This window comes from Emticicia sp. (genome assembly GCF_049241225.1).
Taxonomy (GTDB): Bacteria; Bacteroidota; Bacteroidia; order Cytophagales; family Spirosomataceae; genus Emticicia.
On record NZ_JBMLRC010000075.1, the window covers coordinates 1 to 3,218 of the forward strand.

At 38.1% G+C, this 3,218-nt stretch carries 4 protein-coding genes; all 4 read left to right on the forward strand.

All coding sequences use genetic code 11. The annotated features are described in order from the left end of the window. Positions 1-172 precede the first annotated feature (172 nt). Entirely contained in the window at positions 173-796 is a 624-nt protein-coding gene (locus tag ACOVO2_RS04695; protein ID WP_421768847.1) for a TetR/AcrR family transcriptional regulator, read from the forward strand. Between the two features lie 27 nt (positions 797-823). Then, on the forward strand, positions 824-1,174 hold the full coding sequence (locus ACOVO2_RS04700) for a DUF4260 domain-containing protein (protein WP_421768848.1): 351 nt from the start codon (positions 824-826) through the stop codon (positions 1,172-1,174). Between the two features lie 3 nt (positions 1,175-1,177). Next, on the forward strand, positions 1,178-1,615 hold the full coding sequence (locus tag ACOVO2_RS04705) for a PaaI family thioesterase (RefSeq protein WP_421768849.1): 438 nt from the start codon (positions 1,178-1,180) through the stop codon (positions 1,613-1,615). A gap of 251 nt (positions 1,616-1,866) precedes the next feature. Beyond that, positions 1,867-3,218, forward strand: a 1,352-nt coding sequence (locus ACOVO2_RS04710; protein ID WP_421768850.1) for a TolC family protein, incomplete at its 3' end; no start/stop codon positions are given.

The following is a 3,218-nucleotide window of genomic DNA, read 5'->3' on the forward strand; positions in this document are numbered from 1 at the left end:
AACCACCCCGTCAAAATTCGACTTCGTCAGAATTTTGCCACCCCTCCTTGAAAAAGGAGGGGAAATTTTACACAATCTCAATTCGGACGTTATGATAAAAATCCAATAAATATTTGCATTTCTGAACACCGTTCATTTTATTTGCATCGTTAAGTAGAAAATTGATTTTCAAATGGGTGTAATTGATAGAAAAGAAAGAGAAAAAGTTGAAATGAAGCGACAAATTTTGGATGCCGCTCGGTCGCTTTTTTTAGAGCAGGGATTTGAAAAAACGAGTATTCGTAATATTGCCGAAGTAATAGAGTATAGTGCCGGTACAATTTATTTGTACTTTAAGGATAAAAACGAGATTCTTTTCGCTTTGCACGTTGAGGCTTTCGGGGCCTTGATGCAGGCCATGCAAGCGGGTATCATGAGCGAAAATGACCCTTTTGAAAGATTAGTTGCACTCGGTAAGCATTATCTAAAATACGCTTTTGAAAACCCCGAACTCTATGACTTAATGTTTGTCATGACGGCTCCGATGGAAACCTTGGAATGTCGTGAAGAAATTTGGTGCGATGGTGAACGTGCCTTTGAAACCCTCAAATTTGTGGTTGGCGATTGCATGAAAGCAGGGTATTTTGAAGGAGCAGATAATGAAACAATTTCGGTGATGGTTTGGAGCCTGGTGCATGGCTTGGCTACACTGCATTTACGCCGTCGAACCATGATTTTTGCCGAAGAAAAAAGAATTCAACTTTTAGAAGATGCTTATGCCCAATTTGTGCAAATATTGAAACAATACAAATCTTAAAATAATCCCTCTTTAGGGGACAGGGGTATGAAGAAACTTCTAATTCTCGAAGAAATTGCTCAGTTTTTACTCGGAATTTTTCTTTTTAGTCGCTTAGATTTTGCTTGGTGGTGGTTTCCTGCATTGATTCTTGTACCTGATTTAAGCATGGTGGGCTATCTTATAAATCCGAAAATTGGGGCGTGGCTCTATAATTTTTTTCATCATAAATTATTAGCCGTAATTGTTTTTGTTTTAGGGTATTGTGTTGATAGTCAGTATGTTATTCTTGCAGGTGTAATTCTTTTTGCACACTCGGCAATGGATAGAATTTTTGGATATGGTTTAAAATATGAAGATGCTTTCAGCAATACGCATCTCGGAAAAATTGGAAAATAGAAAATGACAAATCAAGTTTTAGATTATTTTATATCAAATATTGGTAAAAATGCAGCAGACATTAGTCCTTCGGCTTTGGGACGATGGCTAAATGGAAAGTTGGTGGCAGTAGAAGAAGGCTCGCTTACGGTGGAGTTTGTAGTGCGTGATGAAATGACCAATCCTGGCAAAATCTTACACGGAGGTGTAACTGCTTCAATGCTCGATGATGTGATGGGAATGACGGTTTTTTCGTTGGGTCGTGAAAGTTTTTACTCTACCATTAATTTAAGTATTGATTATCTGCTTCCTGCCAAAGTAGGCGATAGTGTCTATGTAAAATCGAAGGTGATTAGGGCAGGAAAAACGGTAATTAATATGGAGTGCGAGGCACGTAATTCGGAGCATAAAATTATAGCCAAATGCACCTCTAATTTGGTCACTACGGGCATAAAAATATGATTTTTGAGGTCTGACTACGAGTCTGACCTTTTTTCAGAACTGTAACTTAACAGTGTTCAGAAACTATCAAATGGTTATTTTAAATGTAGCGAATATTAAATAAGGGCAATAAAGCTGGAGTTGAGTAGTCCACGGTCAATAGTCCACAGTACTTGCTTTACCTTGTAGCCAGAGCGGCTGTGCAAAACAATGTCGATTATATTTATCCTATTGCTTATAGCTCGATTTGTCTACGATTTTATACATGATTTATGAAAAAGTTATCTATTTATTTACTTTTTGTGTCTTTTGGGGCATTCGCACAAGCTGGCAGCGTTCCTTCGTCACCCATTCTTGAATCATACATTCAGGAAGGATTGAAGCAAAACTTGGGTTTGAAACAAGAACGTCTCGAACTCTTAAAATCTGCCGAAAACATCACGCAAGCGAAGGCTAATTTTATGCCTAAAGTTACGTTTAATCCCAATTATACTTTGGCAGCGGGTGGCCGTAGATTAGAATTCCCGATTGGAGATTTGTTGAATCCAGTTTATTCTACGCTCAATCAGCTTACTAAAACCAATAATTTCCCGCAGGTCGAAAACGTCAATCAGTTGCTTGCTCCTAATAATTTTCATGATACAAAACTGAGTTTTCAGTACCCCATTTTCAATACTGATATTCGTTATAACTTGCTCATTCAGAGAGATTTACTTTCGGCACAAGAAGCAAAGAAGCGGGTTTTAGAAAACGAAATCAGATATAGTATCACGACTGCTTATCTACAATATTTACAAACCCTCGAAGCACAAAAGATTTTCGATGCATCTAGAAAACTACTCACCGATTTTGTGAAACTCAATGAAAAATTAGTCGGAAATAATGTAGCTACCAAAGATGTGATTTATTCGGCCGAATACGAAGTAAGTAAGCTCGACCAACAAGTAGCGGTTTTAGATAAGAACAGACAATCGGTGCAAGTTTTCTTGAATTATTTAATGAATCGTGATTTTTCTGCCGAAATCGTTGCCGATACCAACTTAGTGAGTGCTCCCATCTTGGCAAGCAACTTGGCCGAACTAAAAGCCGATGCTCTCAATAATCGTCAGGAATTAAGCCAGCTACGTACAAATATCAAGGTTAGCGAAACCGCCATCAAATTACAAGAAATGAATGCCATTCGTCCGCAGGTTTTTGTGGGTGGAAGCACTGGTTTTCAAGGGTTTGGCTATACTTTCAAAAACCAAGCTTATATCATTGGTCAGATTGGTTTGAGTTGGGATTTATACCACGGATACGAGAAAAAATCGAAGATTCAGCAAGCAAAAATCCAGAAAAATATACTCGATGCAAAGTTTGAAGAAGTTCAAAAACAGATTCAATTACAGATTTCGCAGGCATATTTTGAGTTGGAAGCCGCAAAAAAAGCATTGAATACCGCAAAGGATGGTACTGTTAAAGCTGAAAAATATTTCAAGATTGTTGAAAGTCGCTACCGAAACGGACAGGCAATTATGATTGAATATCTACGAGCATCGAACGAAGTTATAACAGCTCGTTTGCAAGAATCGGTTGCGAGATATGATATTTTGGTAAAGCAAGCGGCTTTAGATAAGGTTGGGGC